This is a genomic window from Sphingomonas faeni (assembly GCF_040407505.1).
GTDB classification, from domain to species: Bacteria; Pseudomonadota; Alphaproteobacteria; order Sphingomonadales; family Sphingomonadaceae; genus Sphingomonas; species Sphingomonas faeni_E.
In genome coordinates this window covers 1,247,003-1,266,839 of record NZ_JAPZPQ010000001.1, presented here as the reverse complement: position 1 = coordinate 1,266,839, position 19,837 = coordinate 1,247,003, and the positions used below count along the sequence as shown (strand labels likewise).

Genomic DNA, 19,837 nt, shown 5'->3' with positions numbered 1-19,837 from the left:
TACATACCGAGCGGGGCATTCGACACTACCGCGCGACGCTCGCCGCTGGAAACCGAAGTGCGACGGAGGTTCCGCTCCCGAACTGGCTGTGGATTTCCGCCGTGCCCCCTGAAGTCCGCATGAACTGGTGCACCATGGCGAGACCGTAACCGGTACCCCGACCCCCTTGCTTTGTTGTGAAGCGGGGCTCGAAAGCGCGCGCCCGCGTTGCCTCGCTCATGCCTTCGCCTCGATCCGTGATCGAGATCACGACGTCCGTTCGCCCGAGCAGCTCCTTCAGGACGACGTCGATGGAGATCGTGCCACCATTGGCCGACGCATCGCGTGCGTTCATCACCAGGTTGAGCACGGCCGTTCGCAGGCCGACGGAGGAGCAGCGGATCGGGGGGAGGTCCCGTTGCAGCGCCATCTGGAATGCGACATCGGGTTCGCAGAGCGAGGCAAGCACATCTGCGAGCGGCGAGAGGGCCAGGTCGACGTTCACGAGATCGTCGTTCGTCTCGGCAGTGCGCTCCCGTGCCGAGGCCATCGTCTGGCGTACGAGAGCACTCGCGCTTTCGAGTGAGACCCGGGCACGCGCTACTATCGGCAGCAGCGATGATGTCGCCATGACGCTGGGGTTCCGACCGATGATGTTGACCGCCGCGCTCACGACCTGGATGAGGTTGCCCAAGTCGTGAACGATGCCGGCTCCGGCATCGTCGTCTGCGAGCTTGTAGACGCCTACACCGCAGATCACCGGAGCGTAGGAAGAGTTCTGTTCAAGACCGAGCACGACGTTCTCCCTGCTTTACATGCCCAATCGTGAGCCATGGCGCGACGTTAGTCCTGACTTTGATGGGGATCGATCCGGCGAAAGGACGTGGCGAAGCCATACCGCGGTATAGGGGGAAGGACCTTCACGGCCATCTTCGACGACAGCGCGCGGCGGTGGGGCACGACGACGGATGAAGGGTCCGGGGCCGCCACCTTAACGACGTCGGACGATGTGCCAGTTCGGCCGCTCCCGAGTTCGAGGGCCGCCAGGGGGCGATCCGTGGCCCGTGGGCCATCAGATCGCGTCGCGCATAGCCTGCGGTAGTGCCTGCCACACGCTGACAAGATGGGTGACGAATGTCGTCTTCATCTTCTTCATCATGCTTGCTCGGTGGAGCTTCACGGTGATGTCCGAGATCCCGAGGTCGAACGCGATCTGCTTGTTCAAAGCGCCCAGGACCACGGCCTTCATCACCTGCCGCTCGCGGGGAGTGAGGCTTTCGAACAGGAGAATGCTTTCCCGCACGGCAAGATCATCGGATCGCTTGCGGAGGTCGACGGCAATCGCACGGTCTACGGCGTCCAGAAGGGTCTGGTCCCTTACCGGCTTTGTCAGAAACTCGACCGCGCCTGCCTTCATCGCCTGGACCGTCATGGGTATGTCGCCATGGCCGGTAAGGAAGATGATCGAAGCGGAAATCCCGGTGGCGGCCAAACGGCCTTGGAATTCGAGGCCGTTCACACCGGGCATCCGCACGTCGAGGATCAGGCACCCTGGACGATCGAGCACGTCCGCCTCGAGCAGCGACGCGGTCGACGCGAAGGAAGCGGTCTCAGTGCCCACCGAGAGGAGGAGTTCGCAGATCGATTCCCGGACCGCGTCATCGTCGTCTACCACGATGACGAGGGGGCCATCGGATCGCGATTGGTCGAGTTCGTTCATAGCCCTGATCCAATTCCGCGCTTTTCGGGGCGTCGACGCCAAGAGGTCCTTTCGGCTGCAGGCGCGGGTGACCCACCCACGACAGGGGCGACTTCCGGAGTACAGCGCCGGAGCAACTGTCGCATGCGGTCCCGTCCCATGTTCAACCTCCTCCAGCGGTATCGGCGGGGGTGACCGGAATCACGACGTCGAAGATCGCGCCGCCCGCAGCCGCATTCGATGCAGTGATGGTGCCGCCGTGCGCCGCGACGATCGACTGGCAGATTGCGAGCCCTATGCCCAAGCCGTCGTCCTTCGTACTGAAGAATCCTTCGAAGACGCGGCCCAGGTCGCCTTCCGGGATCCCCGGTCCGGTATCCTGCACGCACAACCCGATGCCCGCCTCGGGAACGAAAGTCCTGACATGGATTTCCCGGCGGCCATCGCCGACGGACTTCAGGGCTTGCGCGCTATTGACGAGGAGGTTGACGACAACTTGCTGAAGTTGAACGCGATCACCGCGAACTGGTGGCAGACCTACCGCCAAGTCGAGGCGCAGGCGAATGTCGTGCTCGTCTGTGTCATGCCTGACGAAGCTGACCGCCTGAACGACGACTTCGTTGAAGTTGAGCGGTCCACGGTGAGGTGCCCGGTGTCGGGCCATGTCCTGGATCCGGTTGATGACGTCGTTCGCGTGCTGAGCGCTGCTCACGATCCTCTGGTTCAGTTGCGCTACCTTCGCCAGGTTTGGCGGGTCCTTCGCTAACCAGCGCAGGCTGGTCTCCGCATTCGTCAACATGGCCGAGATGGGCTGCTTGACCTCGTGCGCGAGGGATGCGGTCAGTTCGCCCAACGTCGAGATCCGCGCAGCGTGCGCGAAGTCCGCCTCGACGCGTCGCACCTTCGTCTCGGCCGCGATCCGTTCGGTATTGTCGATCATCAGCAAGATCGTGGACTCGAGACGGCGCCCGCGGCCAGGGAACATGACCATGAACAGCACGTCTTGAAGATGTCCGACGAGGTCGCGAACCTGTATTTCCTCGACGTAGGTCGGCAGACCCGAACAGTACGCCTGCAGGAGGCGGAGATGCGAGCCTGGGGCTGCCGCGAAGAGATATTCCACCGACCTGATGAGTTGGGAGGGATGCGACGCACGCAGTAGCGCGACGGCTGCATCGTTCACCTGCGTCACGAGAACGATCTCCCCCGCCAGATCGACGAGTGCGGGGTGCTCCGCGAGATAGTTTGGAAGATCCGTCACGCCGTTTTCAGCAAGGCGGTCGAGAATCTTACCTGCTGGTACTGCATCGACCTGCCAGATCGGGATCGGCATGGCCGAAAGCATGTTGCGCCAGCGATCTTGGCGGGATTGCAGTTCACGTAGAGCGCTGGCCGCACTGACCGTGCCACTAATCGTCAAAACTATAATGCCGTGTAGGCCGGTCTGCGTCGAACGCTGCGCGGTCAGGGATACGGCGTCAAGCCAGCCCACCGTCCCGATACGTCGAAGTTCCTGCGCGTCGTCTCCCTTGATGCTCACGGCGCGCAGGATGTCGGCGAGCGCAGCGTGACTCTGTTCCGGCCATAGATTCGCCACGGGCCACGTAAGCAGGTGTTCACGGTCCATAGGCAGGCCGAACAGGCTTATGGCCGCGTCGCTCACCTCGACGACGCGGATGGAATCAAGGACTGTGTCCAGCTCGTCGCGGCGCCAGTCGGGTTCATCCGAGGATGACCAGACGGTCCGCTCTCCGTCGGATCCTAGAAGCGGATGTGCCTCGCCGATTTCGAAATGCCAGACGGCGCTCGACCCGAAAGCTTGCCGATCCGATTTCGCGGACTCGGGCGGGTGCGTCGTCACGCCAACGCGGACTTGTGGCGGTGTCTGGAGATGAGGGACCGAGTCATCGGCGTTCGTTGTCACTTTACGTCGATCACCACGAGAGAAGCCGACCGCCGCATAGGGCGGTGGCGGTCGATTGGCCGCATCTCAGAAGGAACGCGGACCATTGTGCGGTGATGGAAAGGTTCAAGGACACTCAGCTTGATCGTCCCTCGTTCAGTTACGCTAGCAGCTTCAGCGCCGCTTGCACTCGTCGACGTTCTAACACGGATCAAATCGGACGTGTTAGCAATTCGCGTCAGTCCATTTGCGTCCGGCCGTCGCACTGAGGGCGTGGCGCAGTTCAGGAAGCCGTCCCGCCGACAGCAAAAACTTTCGAGCTCGAACCTCACTGATAACAGTCGCAGCATCAGTGCGGGCGCTTTGGGATCGGCCCTATCTCGTTGGCGATGAGGGACTTCAACACCTCGCACGCAGGCTGCAGGCGCGCACGATTTAGGTTCGTTACACCCAAGAGGAGGCCTGCGTGCCGTCCCGCTTCCCTAGTGTACCATGGGGAGAGAGGGGCGGGGTTTATACCTGCTTCCAGCGCGAGCCGACAAAGGGCCACATCGTCCGTTCCGGTGGGTAGTCGGGTCAGGACGGCCAAGCCCGCCATCGCGTCGGATCCGAACGCGGGACCGAGATCGCAATGCAGGGCGTGGCTTCGCTCCCGATACAATGTCTTCATGTAACGAAGATGCCGCAGGTAGTGTCCGTCGGCGAGAAACTCCGCCAAGGCCAGCTGAGTGGTCGAGTTGGATGCGGGGTTGAGGCAGCCGGCGACCTCTCCGAACCGCTCCGCCAGCTCCATTGGCGCCACGACGAAACCGAGGCCGAGCGTGGGGCTCAGCGTCTTGCTGAACGTTCCGAGATGTATCACGCGCCCCCGATCGTCCTCCGCGGCCAGCGCATTCCGTGCCCGGCCGGAGAGCTGGAGTTCACTCAGATAGTCGTCCTCTATGATCCAGGCGTCCTCGCGTGCCGCCCAGTCGAGCAGCTGACGCCGACGAGCCGAACTCATGGCGACACCGGTCGGAGCGTGCTGGCCCGGCGTCACGATGGCCACGGCAGCATCGGCTGCCATCGATATGCCCGCCTCGACGTCCAGTCCGTCGCCGTCAACCGGAACTGCTAGGGCGCACATCCCTGCCAGCTGCAGCGCCATGCGCGCCAGTGGATAGCCAGGATCCTCGACCCAGCCTTTCCTGCCGTGGCACTGCAGCGTCATGAGCGCCACACTCAACCCATTCCGATAGCCGCTCGTTACGATGATCTGATCCGGATGGCAGCGTATCCCCCGGGCAATCGAAAGATAGCTGGCGATCTGCGTGCGGAGCATCGGGTGGCCTCGGGGATCTGGAGGCCCGCCTGGTGCCGAAGCCTCCTCGCGGACCGCGCGCATCCGCACGCGAGACCATAGTTTCGCGGGGAAGGCATCCTGAGCTGGAACGCCCATCTGGAAGGGGAGGGGAGGAAGGTCGAACCCTCGTTCGAAGCCCTCCAGCGGACGCTTGATGCGGACGGGTGCAGCGCCCGCCTGTTGGTTACGCGGTTTAGCCACCCGAGTGCCTGCCGCGCCGGCGGAGAAGACTAGCGCCTCGTCGGCCAGTGTCTCGTAGGCGGCTTTCACCGTTCCGCGTGCTACTCCCAACTGTGTCGCCATGTCAAGCCACGAAGGAAGTCGAGACCCTTCTTTCAGATGACCATTCAAGATGGCATCTCGCAGATTGTCGGTTATCTGATGAGTTAAAGATTTCGCTATGCTTCGATCTACTGCGATGTCTTGAACAGCTACTGAGATACCTTCGGGCATGGCGCTCAGATCCTGTTTATGAACGTTATATCCGGTGATGACGCATTATGATTGACCGGGCGTTTTCTGTCGATGGCACTGCGCGGCTATCTTTTGATACTGTCGAGCCTTGTTGCTCTTCGCTCCATCAGACGGTCACCAGATCGTTATGCTACTGACGACATTAGGCAATGTGGGCATTTCCGGAGGATTGGATGGGTGGCGGGCGACCGTCTGCACCGTAAAAGAGCGATCGAATTCACCCATAAGTGTTACCTGCGGGGACGGTCATTTGCGTCCTGCTTTGCCTTGCCGGTGGCGCTGGAACGAGCATTGCCGTGCACGATCGACGCCCCTGTTCGAGCAAGAGACCCGCCGCCATTATGGCGCGCCGCGACCGATCGCCGGCGACCCGACGGTACAGGACAAGGGACCTGAACCGTCGGGTCGCCGGCGCGGCTGCTATCGAGGAAAGTATGTTCCGAGTTTAGCGAACTCGTCAGCGCCTCACGAACGCGAGCAGATCCGGATTGATGACGTCGGCATGCGTTGTCGGCATGCCATGCGGAAACCCCTTGTAGATCTTCAGCGTTGCGTTCTTGAGCAGCTTGGCCTGAAGCATCGCCGCGGCCGCATAAGGCACGATTTGGTCGTCATCCCCCTGCATCACGAGTACGGGGACGGAGATCGCCTTCAGATCCTCGGTCTGGTCGGTCTCGGAGAATGCCTTGATGCCCTCGTAGTGCGCCACCGCGCCACCCATCATGCCTTGGCGCCACCAATTCGTGATGATGCCCTGCGAGACCTTCTCGTGGGGCCGGTTGAAGCCGTAGAACGGCCCCGACGCGACATCGAGAAAGAACTGCGCGCGGTTGTCGGCCAACGCCTTTCGGAACCCGTCGAAAACGGTGATCGGGGTGCCACCCGGATTGGCCGCGGTCTTCAGCATCAGCGGCGGAACCGCGCTCACCAGCACGGCCTTGGCGACGCGAGCCTGGGGCTGACCGAATTTGGCCACATAGCGCGCGACCTCGCCGCCCCCGGTCGAATGACCTATATGCACGGTGTTCCGCAGATCGAGATGCTCGACCACGGCTGAGGCGTCGGCGGCATAATGGTCCATGTCGTTGCCGTTATCCGCCTGCGACGACCGGCCATGTCCGCGGCGGTCGTGAGCCACGACACGGTAGCCTTCGCCGAGAAAGAACAGCATCTGCGCGTCCCAGTCATCCGACGACAGCGGCCAGCCGTGATGGAACATGATCGGCTGCGCATTTTTCGGACCCCAGTCCTTGTAGAATATGTCGGTGCCGTCCTTGGCCTTGATGAATCCGCTGCTCATATTCTTTACTCCGTCTTGTTTGGGGGCGGGAGATGATTCTGCGAAAGCTATCTGTGGTAGCAGTGTCGCCGCGGCCACGGTTCCGGATCCGACGATCATTGATCTTCTGGACAACTCGCGTGTGAGGTCTGGCATGCCGGTGTCCTGATATTGCGTAGCTGTGGCGGCTCTGGCTGTCCGCCAGGCTCCGGTGCAACTGTGACGACAGCGACCGGACCATCTGGGGCGATCGTCGCGATTGGCGAGAGTGACCCGCATGGCCGCTCTCCGTATCGAGTCGCTTCCCTAGGAAGCCTTGGTCACCCCAAGCAGACCGCCGCCGGTCGCGTCGATTACCTGACCATTGACATAACGTGCATCGTCCGAGGCGAGAAACGCGATGATGTCGCCGATGTCGCGGGGCTCTGCGACGCGGCCCGATGCGCTCATGCTTGCCGCCCACGCCTTAGCACCCGGTTCCGCGAACCAAGTACTCATGTCCGTGTCGGTGAATCCTGGTGCGACCGCGTTGACGGTGATGAGCCGCTCGGCCAGGTCCCAAGCCACGGTACGAGTCAGCGTGCTGATGGCGCCCTTGGTCGTGGCGTACATCGTTGCCATGGGGCTTGCCATGTAGGCGGCTGCCGATGACACGTTGATGATCCGACCACCGTCACGCAGTCGGCTGAGACCGTGCTGAATGATGAAGATCGGAGCTTTGACGTTGACGGCGAAAAGGCGGTCGAAGTCCTCTTCCTTGACCTCGGCCACCGTGCCGTAGATGACTTCGCCGGCGTTGTTGACGAGAATGTCCAACCCATCCGCATGCTGGTCGAATGCTTCCCAAAGCGTCTCCGCTGCGTGTGGAACCGAGAAGTCCGTCTGTATTGCAAATGCCGAGCCGCCAGCCGATTCGATGCTGGCAACTACTTCCATGGCCGCCGCCTCCTGCTTGCCATAGTGCACGCCGACACGAGCGCCATCACGAGCAAGTCGTTGGGCCGTATAGCGCCCGATCCCGCGACTCGCGCCGGTGACCAAGGCCGTCTTTCCCGTTAGATCCGACATATTAGTTCGCCTTTGTTTAAGCTTGGAACTTATGCGCCGATATTTGGCAGCTCGAATCTCGCTGTAAACTCGGCAGTAAGTCCCGCTAGGACCGAGATCGATATAAGGCGATATACCAAGCGTGCGGGTGCCATCCTCGGCAACGTTGAAACTCGCACCGATGGCAGTAACCGCCGCGACCGCCAGCAACGCTTAGCCAAGATCGACCAATGAATGGCGACCGCAATTCACGTGGTGCATTCGGCATGACCGCGGCTGCCACCTGAAGGCGGCTGAAATTTGGTTCATGTGCGCCAGCACATCCGCCCATCGGATCGGATGGCGACTGGGAATGGTACGATCATTTTCGGATATCTTGGGCCTGTCGTTTCCAGAGGCGCGGTCTACTTGGGCTGCACCGCTCATCCCCGCCACAGGGAGTCTGGTCATGGTGACCACGCCGTACATTGATCTCGCCGTCCGCCAACGCCCTGAAAGCGGATCTGATCGCGTTGCGCTCGCCTTCAACGCGAGGCGCGTCTGTGCCGGGTTACCGGGCCTTGCCACGCTATGCGGCTTTGGGCTGTCCGCGCATGCGGACGGAGCGCATCACCGGGAAGTCGATCACGGGCTTGCCAGCCAAAGGAACGAACAGGCGGAGCGGTCGATCATCGCGCCCTATCTCGCCTACGCCGACAAACTCTGGAAGGCAGCATGAGCACGACGCACTTCCCGATAGGAGACGCTCGGACGGAGTTTCGGCGCATGATGACATTGATCGTCGTCGCCGCCGCGGCTCTCTTCGCCGCTGCAGTGTGGTACATGTCGCTGTTTATGTCGCTGACGGCCCCGATGGTCGGCATGCTGGCACTCAGCGTCTTCGTCTCGGTGCTGCTGGGATGCGGACTGTTCGCCGGTGCCTTCTTCAGCAACAATAGCGGTCTCGATCAACGGGTCAGCGATGCGGCGCACGTGGCACCTTCGAGGGAGCCCAATCCATTGGCGCTGCCCGACAGCGTGGTGTTCCAGCGCCGCACGATGGAATTCAACGGCGAAACCCTCCCGGCCCCGTTGCTCAAGGATCACCGAACCAAGGCCGGCACGTGGGCTCTCATCCATGTGCTGGACGGAGCACTGCAGTACGACATTACGGACGATCGACGCCTATCCGCGTCTGTGGTCCTGACCGCCGGCGGGCCGCCAGGCATCGTCGAACCGACGATCCTGCATCACATCGCGCCGATCGGTCCCGTCCGATTCCACTTGGAGTTCCTCCGCGATGCGGAGGCGCTGGCCCCCGCCGCCATGCTCCGCACGCCGCGGCCACAAGGACAAAACTCATGAAGATTTTCCAAATTGTCGCGGCTTCGGCACTGCTGCTGGGCACGACAGAGCGCGCGAGCGCGCAGGAAAAGCCGGCGGAATCCGCTCGGGACCTCGTCCAGGACCTTCATACCGCCTTCGGCGAGCACCATGCTCGGGCGGTTCACGCCAAAGGCATCATCCTGGAAGGCCGGTTCGAGCCGACGAGCGCGGCGCGAACGCTCAGCCGCGCGCTGCTGTTCGAGAAGACCACGCCAGTCACAGTCCGCTTCTCCAATTTCACCGGCTTTCCCGACATCCCTGACAACGATCCGGGGGCCAATCCTCGCGGCATGGCGATCAAGTTCGGTTCGCGGACCAATCCTTCTCTTGATATCGTAACGCATAATTTCGACGGGTTCCCGACGCGCACCGCAACCGAGTTCGGCGCGCTGCTGCGAGCGATCGGCAACAGCGGTCCAGGAGTTGCCGCGCCGACGCCGCTCGACGCCTTTCTCGCGGCTCATCCTGACGCCAAGACGTTCTTGACGACCCAGCATCCAGCCCCACTCAGCTATGCGACCACCGCATACTTCGGGGTCAATGCGGTCACCTTCACCGACCGCAAAGGCCGCACGCGACCGGTACGCTATCGCTTCGTGCCGGCGGCCGGCGAGAAGTACTTCGGCGCCGGAGTCGGCCCGACGCCGAACTACCTGCAGCCCGAGATCGCCAAGCGTGTGAAGGAAGCGCCAGTCCGGTTCGACTGGTACGCGCAACTGGGTCAACCCGGAGATCTGCTCGACGACCCGTCGATCGCGTGGCCCGCGAGCCGCAAGCTGGTCAAGCTGGGTACGATCACGATCGACGCCTTGGCGGCGAACACCGCGGAGGCCGACCGCGCGCTGATGTTCCTTCCAGGGAGGATGCCGGACGGGATAGCGGCGGCCGACCCCATGCTCGCGGTACGCACCGAGGCCTATCCGGTCTCGTTCAGCGAGCGCCAATAACCCCTTACGAATTCGCACGACGCCGGTTCCGGCGGACGGCGTGGCTCCAAAGAAACGATGGGATTTATACGATGGTGACGCCACTCAGCGCCCAGACTATCGCGCTAGTCAAGGCAACGGTTCCTGCGCTCGTCCAGCACGGCACGACGATTACCGCGGTCATGTACGATCGCCTGCTGCGCGACGATCACATCCGCAAGCTGTTCAACCACGCCAACCAGGGGGAGGGCGGTGGGCAGGTCCATGCGTTGGCAGCCGCCATCCTCGGGTATGCGCAGAACATCGAGAATCTGGAAGCGTTGGCGCCTGTCGTCGAGCGCATCTCCCAGAAGCACATCGGCTACCACATCCTGCCCGAACACTATCCGTACGTCGCGACCGCGCTGCTCGGAGCGATCGAGGAGGTCCTGGGCGACGCCGCGACCGATGAGATTCTACGGGCCTGGGGCGAAGCATACTGGTTCCTTGCCGAGGTGCTGAAGGCGAGAGAAGTGGTCATCCGCGACGAGATCGAGCACAGCAGCGGCGGCTGGACGGGGTGGCGCTCTTTCGTCGTCGCCGACCGCATCCGCGAGAGCAGCGTCATTACCTCGTTCATTCTTTCACCTTTGGACGGCGGCCCGGTCATTCGGCATAAACCGGGGCAGTACCTGACGTTCCGGCTGGATGCGCCGGATCAGCCCGATCTGAAGCGCAACTATTCCATTTCATGCGGTCCGAACGACGATCATTACCGTATCTCGGTCAAGCGCGAGGCCGATGGACATGGTGGGTCCCGATACTTCCACGACGACGTCCAGATCGGCGATGTCGTGGAGACTACGCCACCGGCAGGCGACTTCTTCCTGGAAGAGTCGCCCCAGCGTCCGGTCATCCTTCTTTCGGGAGGGGTCGGCCTGACGCCGATGATCAGCATGGTGGAGGCGATCGCCGCCGATCATCCGGATGTTGAAGCGCACTATATCCACGGCACGTTGAGCAGCGCGACCCACGCCATGGACAATCACGTGCGTGCCACTGCGGAAGGGCACGGCAACATTACCGTCGCAACGTTCTACAGCCAGCCGAGGGCCTGCGATGTGCTTGGTGAAACACATGATGCCAGCGGCTTCGTGACCACCGAATGGCTCGCGGAGAATACGCCGCTGCACGATGCGGACATCTATCTGTGCGGCCCCAAACCGTTTCTGCGCGCATTCGTGAGCGGTCTGGCGCTCGCGGGGGTTCCGAGCGATCGGATTCACTACGAGTTCTTCGGCCCTGCGGACGGGCTGATCGGGACGTGACGGACGGCGGCGGATGTATTCCGCCGCCTGATCAACCATCCGGGCCACGTAGCCAGCCATCCCAAGAGAAGCCCTTGCGTGGCCCGTCGTTCGTCCTCGCTTCATGCCGACAAGCTTCGCGGCCAATGCGCCGACCTTCTGCAAGGTCGGGGACCCCGCGCTCACATACCTACAGTCCGAGCAGGATCAGCAGATGAATAATTACGCAGAGCATCCAACCGGGACGGGCCGACGGTTGGGTGCTACCGAAGAGTTGTTCTGGCTCTACAACTTCGCGTCGCCGTTCCACTTCGTGATGGCGGCGACGATCACGGGCCGGGTGGAGGTTGGCGAATGGCGCAGGGCGCTCAACGCCCTGCAGATACGAAATCCGCTGATGCGCATGCGCATAGACCCGATGACGAGAGCTTTCGTGGCAAGCGACGCCGAGATCCCGCTTCGCGGCGTGTCGGCGGAGACGTATACGTGGCAGGAGGAGATGGAGCGGGAGCTCGTCACGCCGTTCTCCGAGAACGCCATGCCATTGATCCGCGCTACCTGCATATCCGGTGTCGATCGGCAGACGATCCTACTGGCAGCTCACCATTCCATCGCGGACGGAATCTCGATTTCGTTCGCGCTACATGACCTTCTACGGGCGGTCGCCGGTGCCGAGCTCGGTTCGACACGGATCCCCGAGGCCCATGAGACGACATTCCTTCCATCCCGCCTTCCGCCATTCCAAGGTGATCCGATCGCTCCGGCCCCCACGGCGACGGATCGACAGATCAGGGTCGAGGGTGTCGAGCTGAGCAGGGAGAATACGAGCGCGCTGCTGGCTGCGTGCCGTCGAAACGGCACGACGCTTCAAGGTGCCCTTTGCGCCGCCCTGGTCTCTGCGGGATCCGCCATGTCTGCCGCGTGGCGGGACGGGCCGGTGCGCATTCTCGTCCCAGTGAGTACGGACCCTGCATCGGGACGCGGCGTCCATTCCCGCGTCGCGATCACCGTCAACGTCGTGACGGCCGCCGGAGGTAGGGTTCAGAGCGGATGGGCGCTCGCTTCCGAGCTCAAGGGTCAACTTCTGCCGGCGCAGGAACAGGCGACCATTCGGGGCGCGCTCTCAGCGTTGACCGAGTTGATCGGCTCTGGTCCGACCATAGAGACGGCGGCGGGCGTGATGACCTCCCTGTTCGGTTCGGAAGGCATGGTCACCAACGTCGGAGCATTACCCTTCAGCCCTTCCTACGGTCGGTTCGATCTGGAGAGGATGTGGGGGCCGGCCATCCTGACCGGTTCGCCTGGCGAGCAGGTGCTCGGCGCCCTGACGGTGAACGGAGCTCTCCATCTGACCTTGTCCAACCAAGCTCCCCTCGTGCAGTTGATGCCGTCGGTGGTCAACGAGTTGATGAGTCTTTTAGGCTCAACATGATCAGAGCTTGGTGGTGCCTCCACGGGGCGCCAAGGTGACCGCATGGGTACACCCAGTCGAGCCAAGTTGAGAACGCTTTGATCTTCAGAGCTCGTCAGCCTTGGATAGACCTATGCCACGCCCACTATGAACATTCACCGCGTTCAGTAGGCTGTTTGCGATATTGCGCGCGCGCTCCAGTATGAGGGTGCGTGCCGGCGCTGTACCGATCTCGATGAGCGTTTCATCGAACAGTGCCAGCCACTGTGCGAATTGACGTCGGTCAAGATCCGGAATCACGACGTGCTTCAGCATCGGGTTCCCGGTGAATTCGCCGGAACTGAATAGTACCGACCGCCAGAAAAGGTTCATGCGCTCCAGGTGCGGCGCCCAGTCGGCGACATGGCTGGCGAAGATCGGGCCCAGCATCAGATCGCTTCGAATTTTGGTATAGAAGCGATCAATCATCGTTGCGATGAACGTGTCGTCTATGCCGAGCGACAGTGCATGTGCACGCTTGGCGGCTCTCGCGTCGCGAGCATGTTTGCTTTCGTTCACGAGCAGGCGCCGGCAACGCTCGACGATATCGAGAGGGTCATCTCCGTGCCCACGCCGCGAGCGCTTTCGGTATGGATGTTGCCGCCGACTGCCCCGGCGAACCGTGCAACCATCGCGGCTCCAACGCGGCTACCGCAGTGATCGTGCTCAGCGACGCTCCGTGCGCGCGAACTGACGTTCGGGACGCTTGTGACGATATGGATGAGGTTGCCCAGGTCGTGGAATGCACCCGGCTGTTCGGAGGCTTTCGACGGCGCGCCGCGCCGAGGCTTCGAAATGCCGAACGGCCGGGCCGCGGGTCGGTTTGGTGAACCACTTGTCTGCTCAGCATGCATCGGTCTTGGCCCTTATCTATTGTTCTCTCCTCACTTTCAGCGCGCTAGCGTCCTACTACCAGAACTGAGCGATGAAATTGACGATGTACCAAGTCGGACCGAACGGTGCGGGGGTGGAGGATCGCCAGCTCGATGGTACTCTTCATTTGGGCGATCTTGGGTCTGTCGAGGTGAACACCGTCGTCTATTTAGGCGACACTTGCACATCCCATTCAACAGGGACGATCACGATGCCGAACACCCCCTATATCGACTTGGCCGTCCACCACCGGCCCGAGAACGCCTCAGACCGAGTGGCACTCGCGTTCACCAAGGCCATGCGGTTCTGTGCCGACACCTTCTTTGCCAAACGATACGGCCATCGCGCGGTGGTTCTCGAAACGATCGCGGCAGTGCCTGGCATGGTTGGCGCAACGCTCAAGCATCTACGCGCGCTCCGCGACATGTCCGACGATCATGGTTGGATTCGGACTCTCCTCGAGGAAGCCGAAAACGAACGAATGCACTTGATGACCTTCATCGAGGTGGCACAGCCAACGCGCTTCGAGCGTTTCGTCATCATATCCGCGCAATGGGTATTCTACCTCGCCTACTTCCTGCTCTACCTTGCCAGCGCGAAGACCGCCCACCGCGTCATCGGCTATTTCGAGGAGGAGGCCGTCTACAGCTACACGCTGTATCTTCAGGAGATCGACGACGGCCGGGCCGCGAATGGCCCTGCGCCGGATATTGCAAAGCACTATTGGAATCTCCCCGCCGATGCCACGCTACGTGATGTCGTGCTGGTGGTGCGTGCCGACGAAGCGCATCATCGCGATGTGAATCACGGTCTAGCAAGCGAGATGAGTGGCGATGCCGCGGCGTTTGCTCATGTATCCCCTTATCCCGAGCACGCCGACACGATCCGTAAGGTCGCGTGATCGGGTGCGACACTGAACCACGGTTGGTTTGAGGTACGTTCTGACGCCTAAACCCCGGACCTTCGGTTCCTGGGGCCAACCGACGAGCCTACGGCAGACACGCTACGCGGAGCATTTCGTAGGCTCGTGTGTTAGCTGCCGTCGGACCGTCCTCGGGACGCGAGCGCGACCGCTTGATAAATGCTGGAGACCGAACGGCTTGAGATCCTACCCTCTACGAGGAACGACGATGCTGGATAGCAGGGCGTCGATGGCTCGTCGTAGTTCGCGGTCGATCTGCAGGACCATATGAGCGAAACGCGGCTTCGCCAGCACCTCCGCGAGTGCTGGCGATGGGCGAACTCCTGGCCACATTCCCGCAAGCAGCGACATGGTCATGGAGAAGACCCAGCCGCAGTCCTCGAGTGACGAGCCCGGCATTCGCTCACTCAACGCGCCGACGAGGCGCGAGGAATGATCGGCCATCGCAACCTTCACGTCTTCGATCCTTGAGACTGATACGTTGCGCTCGAGGACCAGTCCGAAGATGGCGACCATTTCGCAGAACCGAGGCGAAGCGATGAGAGCGTCTGCCCACGACGCCGCCAGTCCGCCGAGATCGCCGGGACGGCAGCCTCGAGTCAGGGCGCTCGCATCGGTGCAGAAGCGTTCGAGTTCGACTAGGAACAGCGCGAGCAGCACATCTTCCCTGTTCTCGAAGTATCGATAGACGTTGGACTTCGTGAACCCGGCACGCGCGGCGATGGCGTTGAGCCCGGCGCCTGAAGGCCCTATCTCGTCGAACAGCTCGGCGGCAGCGGTGAGGATGCTCAGCCGGCGAACGTCCTTCTGAGCTGCCTGCCTTGCGCGTATGAACTCGGCCATGGGGCGCTTTCACGCGACCTGGCCTGGATGCGCAAGCGCTTTGTCAGGGTCTCAGCCCATGCCGCGGGTAACGGACGCCAGTGAGCTCTTCCGATACCGACCATAGCCGATCGGACGTCAGATCGTCCGTGGCCTTCGCCGGAAGCCTCAACCGCCCCGGTGGACCCTTCTGCTGGAACATTCTGGTGGGCCCGAAATAGTCCAGCTTCCCGACGTCCGACGCCGCCGCGGCTTGAACGATCGGCAAGGCCCCGGACGCCGCATCGTGCGACGCTATCGCCTGCAGGGCATGTATGAGGAGGGCCTTCCCGCCCGTCGGTTTCCCGGCACCGTTCTCGATGAGATTCGTCCTCGCATGGCCTGGATGCGCCGACGCTGCGGTCAAGCCCCAGCCTTGCTGGTCGCTGCGTTGCTGCAGCCCGCGGGCAAAGAGGAGATTGGCCAGCTTGGACTGCATGTACGCCGTGTTCGGGACATAGGCGCGTTCCGACTGCAGGTTTTCGAAATCGATGGTTCCGAACGCCGCGATACCTGACGCGACGGATACGACGCGGGCATCGGCGGCTGCGGCCAGAAGCGGAATCAGTCCCCCCGTGAGCGCGAAGTGGCCGAGATGGTTCGTGCCGAACTGAACTTCGAACCCGTCCTTGGTGAGACGGCGCTCGGGCGGCGCCATCAGCCCGGCGTTGTTGACGAGGATGTCGATGGGCAGCCCCTTGGTCAATGCGCGCCCGATGAAGGCGTCGACGGAGGTCAGATCCGCCAGATCCAACTTCTCGAACGTGACCTCGGCGACTGCGGTCGTCGCGATCTTCGCGCGTGCGATCGCCCCCCGTTCCGCATCCCGCCCAGCCAGAACGACCGAAGCGCCTGCTGCAGCCAGGGTCTTCGCGACCTCGTATCCCAAGCCCCCGGCGGCGCCGGTGACGACCGCCCTCCGGCCCGCGAGATTACGAACGTCTTTCAGCTCGAACGCCATGTGCCGATTTCCTGGAAGATGAGGGACATCAATAGGAGACCATCGGTCTTCTAGATAGTCTTCTTTCAGATGGTAGAAGCTCGGCAGCGACGTACCGGAGCAGTGGGCGGGTCTTAATAGCCGGGGCGCCAGCACATCGGCGTGTCCGAAAGCGGGAGCACGCTCGCGCCTACGTGGACGCCGAGCTCGTCGATCATGAATTCGCGTCTCGCCTCATTTCGAGCCCAGACATTCGGATGTCCTCGTCGACTCCGTTGAATCACCGGAAGCGGCTCGGAGGCGTACTTCAGAACAGCCCCAAGGCTTCGACTTCGTCCGCCGAGACTGAGATGCCGAACCTATCTGCGAGCACGGTCAGGTAGGCTTGGCGGGTGTCTATGACGGTCGTCCTGCGCTCCGGGCCCACGGTTTCCTGCAGTTTGCGGTCAACGAGCGATACGAATCCCTGAGGGAGCACGGCGTTCACGAACTGTTGGTTGCGGAAGAGACTGTCGGGCGCCGTAGACGTCCAGTGGTTCGCAAGCGCCAGATCGGCGTGGAAGACTTCGCTCAGATCGAAGCTGTACTGCGCCTGGAAGTCCCCTTCGGAACCCGCCGCGCCGTCGGAGGGCGCAGGGATTCGGCTGAGCAGCCAGTTCGACGGTTCAGTCTGCTGCAGGAGGTATCGAGCGCCGTCGGGAGCCTGGACCCGTGTTCCGGCTACGAGCCTCATGGGAGGCACGAAGCTCCCGCCGAAGCCGGCGTCGGCGATCCACTGCTCGTCCTCGATCGTCACGAGGATAAGGCTGTGGGTCTTCGGTGGGGTGCTATCAGATCCTAGCCAGACCCGAGCAAGCAGCGTCCGAGCCGTGAAGCCGAGAGACGTCAAAGCATCGAGGAAGAGCTGGTTCTGTTCGAAGCAGTATCCTCCACGGGCACGTCCGACGAGCTTCTCGTACACCGCCCCGCTGTCGATTTCGACGGGCTTCCCTAGCTTGACGTCAATGTTCTCGAACGGGATCGAGAGCCGGTGTGCGAATTGGAGGCGGGACAGCGTCTCGCTGTCCGCTACTGACACGTCGGACAGGTTGATGCGCTGTAGATAGCGGGCGAGATTAAACACGTTTGGAGAACTTCCATTTTGGGGGGGCAAATTGCGGGCTCACATGCAGGCGTCGGCCTGGCATCCGCCGGTCGTGACGGATTCGCCGTGGGCTGCAGCCAATGAATGGGAGGCTAGCGGGCAGCCCGGGCACCCGCCCTTCGCGGACCGGCGACGTCCTCATTTAGCGACTCGCTTTCGGGGGAGATGGTGCCGAAGAACCGGGCTAGCGCGGTGCCGACTTGTTTGCTCATCTCGTGGAACGCCTCCGCCGTCTTGCCGGACGAGTGCGGTGTGAGGAACGTGTTGGGAACTCCATCCCATCGGGCCGCGGGGGTCGGTTCCTGCTCGAACACGTCCAGCGCAGCGCCGCCCAGTCTTCCGTCCCTCAGGGCTTCGATCAGGGCGTCCTCGTTCACGAGGCGACCTCTCGAGACGTTCACGAGATATCCCGTGGGGCCCAGCGCATCGAGGACCTCGCGTGATACGAGGCCGACGTTGTGATGAAGTCGGGCCGCCACGACCAGGTAATCGCTCTCGCGCGCCAGTTCGATGAGGCTTCCGGCGCGCGGCCACCTCGCCGGCTTCTCCCTCGGGCCCCACCAGGACACTGACATGCGCATCGCGGAGGCGCGGTTGGCCACAGCACGGCCGATCCGTCCCAGGCCCACGATGCCGACCCGAGCGTTGGAAAATGACCGGTTGGGAAGTTCGGCGGCCCGCTCCCAACGCCCGCCTCGAACGAGGCGATCGCCTTCCAGAAGAGCGCGGCGGTGCATGATCATCGTGCCGAGGGCATGATCGGCGACATCCTGCTCGTTCACGTTTTCGACATGCGAGAAGGCGATGCCGGCCGCCGCCAGCCGGTCGACGTCGATCCCATCGTACCCCCGCGTAGCGCAGACCACCAGGCGGAGCGCGGGCATCATCGCCAGGAGTTGAGTGTCCAGCGGCGCGTCGCCGGCCGCTACGACCACTCCGGCGTCCAGGTAGATCGCCGGGTGCTGTGCGAGCCATCCACGGATGACGGCGTAGTCACGCGAGAGCGGCTGGACGAGCTTGTCCAAAGCTGGGCTGGCGATCACGACCTTCGAGATGGATGTCATAGAATCGATACTTCTCTAGAAAAGGGAATGTACTGGCCGCCTGCTCGGCGGTGATGATCGCGTCTCCCGAGCGGCTCGCGCGCACCGCGCCTTGCGGAAGTGACGGTTGGGCTGGAAACGGCACCCGAGGTGCGCCGCGCCGCCCGCCAACTTCTCCAACGAACCGGGAAGCCTCCGATCGATGACAACAGCATCTTCAGCACCGCGACCAGCTGGTACGCCTGTTCCAAGGAGAAGCCGGTCAGCGTGAGCATGACGGTGGCCCATTTGGCATAGAAGTCGAGCGATCGTCCCGGGCTTGCAGACAGGTGCGCGATGCGGTCCCCCGCGTTCATTCCGCACAGGCCCCGGACCGACACATGCGCAATGTGCCGAGCAGCGTGGCGACGGATTTGTTCAGAACGTGGCGAACGTCCGGATCCGCGAGCGTGTCACCAGCGAACGCCTCTGCGGCGTTCGAAAGACACAGCTCGTCGGGAAGCACGAGCACGCCCATTCGGGACAGCACCAGGCGAAGATGGTCGAGGCAGCAGGCTCCGCCTTCCAACACCGGAGACGCGGACATGATCGCCGCGACCTTGCCGCGGAACGGAGCTGCCGACTGCTCGCCTGGTGCGGCGCGGGAACACCAGTCGAGGGCGTTCTTCAGGATCGGTGGAAGCGATCCGTTGTATTCAGGAGAGGCGATGAGAAAGCCGTCGTGCCCGGCAATGATCCGTCGCAGGGTCATGGCGCCTTCGGGAGCGTCGTCCGGGCGCACGCCGGGGTCGTAGATCGGAAGGTCCAGATCCCGAAGATCGAGGATCGACATCCGCGCGCCCAGCGTCCGGCCGGCGAGCACCGCCGACTCAATAAGACGCCCGTTGAACGTTCCCCGTCTCGAACTCCCGGCGAATGCCAGGATGGCGGCGCCAGGATCGAACGAACGCTTCAGCTCCGCAGCCGCATCGTCTTGCCGGCCGCCGTCTGCTTCGGTCAGAACAAAGCCCGGCCCGGGGAATCCTCGACCACGCACGCCGGTACGCGGCGCAGCGCTTTCGCAGTCACGTACGGTGGTCTTCATAGTGATCGCCTCGTTGTGCATGTCTCCTTTTTTAGAGGCGGCCTCTCGACCCGTAAGGTCCGAGAAGCGGCGCTCGCACTATACCAAGCGGGACGCGGCGGTTTTGGCGACGCAGCAGGCGATGACCGCGCGCTTAATAAAGGCCGTTTGTGAGAACCTGGAACGACGACGGCAGCAGACCCCGACCACCGGCTGCCTTGGTACAGTGAAGTTCGCAGCT

At 62.6% G+C, this 19,837-nt stretch carries 19 protein-coding genes; 6 read left to right on the top strand and 13 right to left on the bottom strand.

What is annotated here, in order from left to right:
- Positions 1-25 precede the first annotated feature (25 nt).
- The 6 genes from O6X71_RS05770 to O6X71_RS05745 form a co-directional block, all read right to left on the bottom strand.
- On the bottom strand, positions 26-775 hold the full coding sequence (locus O6X71_RS05770; RefSeq protein WP_353464887.1) for an ATP-binding protein: 750 nt from the start codon (positions 773-775) through the stop codon (positions 26-28).
- Between the two features lie 276 nt (positions 776-1,051).
- Positions 1,052-1,699: a response regulator transcription factor gene (locus O6X71_RS05765; RefSeq protein WP_353464886.1), complete on the bottom strand. Its 648-nt coding sequence runs from the start codon at positions 1,697-1,699 to the stop codon at positions 1,052-1,054.
- A 142-nt stretch (positions 1,700-1,841) separates the two neighbouring features.
- Positions 1,842-3,602: a PAS domain-containing sensor histidine kinase gene (locus tag O6X71_RS05760; RefSeq protein ID WP_353464885.1), complete on the bottom strand. Its 1,761-nt coding sequence runs from the start codon at positions 3,600-3,602 to the stop codon at positions 1,842-1,844.
- A gap of 328 nt (positions 3,603-3,930) precedes the next feature.
- Positions 3,931-5,376 carry a PLP-dependent aminotransferase family protein gene (locus tag O6X71_RS05755; RefSeq protein ID WP_353464884.1) on the bottom strand — a complete coding sequence of 482 codons (1,446 nt, stop codon included), beginning with the start codon at positions 5,374-5,376 and terminating at the stop codon, positions 3,931-3,933.
- A gap of 478 nt (positions 5,377-5,854) precedes the next feature.
- Positions 5,855-6,697: an alpha/beta fold hydrolase gene (locus O6X71_RS05750; protein WP_353464883.1), complete on the bottom strand. Its 843-nt coding sequence runs from the start codon at positions 6,695-6,697 to the stop codon at positions 5,855-5,857.
- Between the two features lie 285 nt (positions 6,698-6,982).
- On the bottom strand, positions 6,983-7,933 hold the full coding sequence (locus O6X71_RS05745; RefSeq protein ID WP_353464882.1) for an SDR family oxidoreductase: 951 nt from the start codon (positions 7,931-7,933) through the stop codon (positions 6,983-6,985).
- 238 nt (positions 7,934-8,171) lie between these two features.
- Here O6X71_RS05745 and O6X71_RS05740 point away from each other — a divergent pair, with 238 nt between their 5' ends.
- The 5 genes from O6X71_RS05740 to O6X71_RS05720 all read left to right on the top strand — a co-directional run bounded on the left by O6X71_RS05740 (position 8,172) and on the right by O6X71_RS05720 (position 12,732).
- Positions 8,172-8,441: a hypothetical protein gene (locus O6X71_RS05740; RefSeq protein ID WP_353464881.1), complete on the top strand. Its 270-nt coding sequence runs from the start codon at positions 8,172-8,174 to the stop codon at positions 8,439-8,441.
- Positions 8,442-8,488: 47 nt separating this feature from the next.
- Positions 8,489-9,067 (top strand): DUF1971 domain-containing protein, encoded by a 579-nt coding sequence (locus tag O6X71_RS05735; protein ID WP_353464880.1) that lies wholly within the window; start codon positions 8,489-8,491, stop codon positions 9,065-9,067.
- Positions 9,064-10,035 (top strand): catalase family peroxidase, encoded by a 972-nt coding sequence (locus O6X71_RS05730; RefSeq protein ID WP_353464879.1) that lies wholly within the window; start codon positions 9,064-9,066, stop codon positions 10,033-10,035. Before O6X71_RS05735 ends, O6X71_RS05730 begins: the two co-directional genes overlap by 4 nt.
- A 71-nt stretch (positions 10,036-10,106) precedes the next feature.
- Positions 10,107-11,321: an NO-inducible flavohemoprotein gene (gene hmpA, locus O6X71_RS05725; protein WP_353464878.1), complete on the top strand. Its 1,215-nt coding sequence runs from the start codon at positions 10,107-10,109 to the stop codon at positions 11,319-11,321.
- A gap of 193 nt (positions 11,322-11,514) precedes the next feature.
- Positions 11,515-12,732 carry a condensation domain-containing protein gene (locus tag O6X71_RS05720; protein WP_353464877.1) on the top strand — a complete coding sequence of 406 codons (1,218 nt, stop codon included), beginning with the start codon at positions 11,515-11,517 and terminating at the stop codon, positions 12,730-12,732.
- An 84-nt stretch (positions 12,733-12,816) separates the two neighbouring features.
- Here the strand turns inward: O6X71_RS05720 and O6X71_RS05715 are convergent, their stop codons facing one another.
- Positions 12,817-13,269: a group III truncated hemoglobin gene (locus O6X71_RS05715; RefSeq protein ID WP_353464875.1), complete on the bottom strand. Its 453-nt coding sequence runs from the start codon at positions 13,267-13,269 to the stop codon at positions 12,817-12,819.
- A gap of 565 nt (positions 13,270-13,834) precedes the next feature.
- Between O6X71_RS05715 and O6X71_RS05710 the strand changes: the two genes are divergently transcribed.
- The gene (locus O6X71_RS05710; RefSeq protein ID WP_353465079.1) at positions 13,835-14,524 is read left to right on the top strand and encodes an alternative oxidase; all 690 of its coding nucleotides are present in this window, start codon (positions 13,835-13,837) and stop codon (positions 14,522-14,524) included.
- Between the two features lie 207 nt (positions 14,525-14,731).
- Here O6X71_RS05710 and O6X71_RS05705 read toward each other — a convergent pair whose 3' ends face one another.
- From O6X71_RS05705 to O6X71_RS05680, 6 genes are all read right to left on the bottom strand, one after another.
- The gene (locus O6X71_RS05705; protein ID WP_353464874.1) at positions 14,732-15,388 is read right to left on the bottom strand and encodes a TetR/AcrR family transcriptional regulator; all 657 of its coding nucleotides are present in this window, start codon (positions 15,386-15,388) and stop codon (positions 14,732-14,734) included.
- Positions 15,389-15,431: 43 nt separating this feature from the next.
- The gene (locus O6X71_RS05700; RefSeq protein WP_353464873.1) at positions 15,432-16,367 is read right to left on the bottom strand and encodes an SDR family oxidoreductase; all 936 of its coding nucleotides are present in this window, start codon (positions 16,365-16,367) and stop codon (positions 15,432-15,434) included.
- Positions 16,368-16,653: 286 nt separating this feature from the next.
- The gene (locus O6X71_RS05695) at positions 16,654-17,469 is read right to left on the bottom strand and encodes an arylamine N-acetyltransferase family protein (RefSeq protein ID WP_353464872.1); all 816 of its coding nucleotides are present in this window, start codon (positions 17,467-17,469) and stop codon (positions 16,654-16,656) included.
- Between the two features lie 113 nt (positions 17,470-17,582).
- A complete protein-coding gene (locus O6X71_RS05690) occupies positions 17,583-18,554 on the bottom strand; it encodes an NAD(P)-dependent oxidoreductase (RefSeq protein WP_353464871.1) in 972 nt (323 codons plus the stop codon).
- Positions 18,551-18,889, bottom strand: a complete 339-nt coding sequence (locus O6X71_RS05685) for a hypothetical protein (protein WP_353464870.1) — start codon at positions 18,887-18,889, stop codon at positions 18,551-18,553. The genes O6X71_RS05690 and O6X71_RS05685 overlap by 4 nt, the downstream gene beginning before the upstream one ends.
- Positions 18,886-19,617, bottom strand: coding sequence for an NADPH-dependent FMN reductase (locus O6X71_RS05680; RefSeq protein ID WP_353464869.1), 732 nt, complete (start codon positions 19,615-19,617; stop codon positions 18,886-18,888). Before O6X71_RS05680 ends, O6X71_RS05685 begins: the two co-directional genes overlap by 4 nt.
- Positions 19,618-19,837 lie beyond the last annotated feature (220 nt).

Excerpts from the sequence above, each read along its gene's own strand:
- O6X71_RS05730 (WP_353464879.1), top strand. The coding sequence starts at position 9,064 with ATGAAGATTTTCCAAATTGTCGCGGCTTCGGCACTGCTGCTGGGCACG.
- O6X71_RS05735 (WP_353464880.1), top strand. The coding sequence starts at position 8,489 with ATGATGACATTGATCGTCGTCGCCGCCGCGGCTCTCTTCGCCGCTGCA.
- O6X71_RS05755 (WP_353464884.1), bottom strand. The coding sequence starts at position 5,376 with ATGCCCGAAGGTATCTCAGTAGCTGTTCAAGACATCGCAGTAGATCGA.
- O6X71_RS05710 (WP_353465079.1), top strand. The coding sequence starts at position 13,835 with ATGCCGAACACCCCCTATATCGACTTGGCCGTCCACCACCGGCCCGAG.
- O6X71_RS05705 (WP_353464874.1), bottom strand. The coding sequence starts at position 15,388 with ATGGCCGAGTTCATACGCGCAAGGCAGGCAGCTCAGAAGGACGTTCGC.
- O6X71_RS05765 (WP_353464886.1), bottom strand. The coding sequence starts at position 1,699 with ATGAACGAACTCGACCAATCGCGATCCGATGGCCCCCTCGTCATCGTG.
- O6X71_RS05685 (WP_353464870.1), bottom strand. The coding sequence starts at position 18,889 with ATGAACGCGGGGGACCGCATCGCGCACCTGTCTGCAAGCCCGGGACGA.
- hmpA (WP_353464878.1), top strand. The coding sequence starts at position 10,107 with ATGGTGACGCCACTCAGCGCCCAGACTATCGCGCTAGTCAAGGCAACG.
- O6X71_RS05740 (WP_353464881.1), top strand. The coding sequence starts at position 8,172 with ATGGTGACCACGCCGTACATTGATCTCGCCGTCCGCCAACGCCCTGAA.
- O6X71_RS05750 (WP_353464883.1), bottom strand. The coding sequence starts at position 6,697 with ATGAGCAGCGGATTCATCAAGGCCAAGGACGGCACCGACATATTCTAC.
- O6X71_RS05690 (WP_353464871.1), bottom strand. The coding sequence starts at position 18,554 with ATGACATCCATCTCGAAGGTCGTGATCGCCAGCCCAGCTTTGGACAAG.
- O6X71_RS05680 (WP_353464869.1), bottom strand. The coding sequence starts at position 19,617 with ATGAAGACCACCGTACGTGACTGCGAAAGCGCTGCGCCGCGTACCGGC.
- O6X71_RS05700 (WP_353464873.1), bottom strand. The coding sequence starts at position 16,367 with ATGGCGTTCGAGCTGAAAGACGTTCGTAATCTCGCGGGCCGGAGGGCG.
- O6X71_RS05720 (WP_353464877.1), top strand. The coding sequence starts at position 11,515 with ATGAATAATTACGCAGAGCATCCAACCGGGACGGGCCGACGGTTGGGT.